Raw genomic sequence first — 1,193 nt, 5'->3', positions numbered from 1 at the left:
GATCACTCGATGATGGCAGCGACGACGCCGGCGCCGACGGTGCGGCCACCTTCACGGATGGCGAAGCGCAGCTTCTCCTCCATGGCGATCGGAACGATCAGGTGCACGTCCATCGACACGTTGTCGCCCGGCATCACCATCTCGGTGCCTTCGGGCAGCGTGCACACGCCGGTCACGTCCGTCGTGCGGAAGTAGAACTGCGGACGGTAGTTGGTGAAGAAGGGGGTGTGACGACCACCCTCTTCCTTCGTCAGGATGTAGGCCTCGGCCTTGAACTTGGTGTGCGGCTTCACCGAACCCGGCTTGCACACAACCTGGCCACGCTCCACGTCCTCGCGCTTGGTACCGCGCAGCAGGATGCCGACGTTGTCGCCGGCCTGGCCCTGGTCGAGCAGCTTGCGGAACATCTCGACGCCGGTGACGGTCGTCTTCACGGTCGGGCGGATGCCGACGATCTCGACTTCCTCGCCCACCTTGATGATGCCGCGCTCGACACGGCCGGTCACCACGGTGCCGCGGCCGGAGATCGAGAACACGTCCTCGATGGGCATCAGGAACGGCAGGTCGATGGGACGCTCGGGCTGCGGGATGTAGGCGTCGACCGCCTCCATCAGCTTCAGCACCGCGTCACGGCCGAGCGCCGGATCGCCGTTCTCGAGCGCAACCAGCGCCGAGCCGCGGATGATCGGGATGTCATCGCCGGGGAAGTCGTACTTCGAGAGGAGCTCACGCACCTCCATCTCCACGAGCTCGAGGAGCTCCGGATCGTCGACCATGTCGCACTTGTTCAGGAACACCACCAGCGCCGGAACGCCGACCTGACGGGCGAGCAGGATGTGCTCGCGGGTCTGCGGCATCGGGCCGTCGGCGGCCGAAACCACCAGGATCGCGCCGTCCATCTGCGCCGCGCCGGTGATCATGTTCTTCACGTAGTCGGCGTGCCCGGGGCAGTCGACGTGCGCGTAGTGGCGGTTGTTGGTCTCGTACTCGACGTGAGCGGTCGAGATCGTGATGCCGCGCGCCTTCTCTTCCGGCGCCTTGTCGATCTGGTCGTACGCCGTGAACGTCGCGCCGCCAGACTCCGCAAGGATCTTCGTGATCGCTGCCGTCAGCGACGTCTTGCCGTGATCAACGTGACCGATCGTGCCGATGTTGCAGTGCGGCTTCGAGCGGTTGAACTTCTCTTTGGCCAT

General features: G+C 65.3%; 1 protein-coding gene. It reads right to left on the bottom strand.

Features of this window, described 5'->3' with window-relative positions; all coding sequences use genetic code 11:
* Positions 1-2: 2 nt before the first annotated feature.
* Positions 3-1,193, bottom strand: coding sequence for an elongation factor Tu (gene tuf, locus EJ105_RS27590; protein ID WP_229645841.1), 1,191 nt, complete (start codon positions 1,191-1,193; stop codon positions 3-5).

This window comes from Xanthobacter aminoxidans (assembly GCF_023571765.1).
Classification (GTDB): domain Bacteria; phylum Pseudomonadota; class Alphaproteobacteria; order Rhizobiales; family Xanthobacteraceae; genus Xanthobacter; species Xanthobacter aminoxidans.
This window is presented reverse-complemented; position numbering and strand designations above follow the sequence as displayed.

Coding starts and splice junctions, on each gene's coding strand:
- tuf (WP_229645841.1), bottom strand. CDS start 1,193: ATGGCCAAAGAGAAGTTCAACCGCTCGAAGCCGCACTGCAACATCGGC.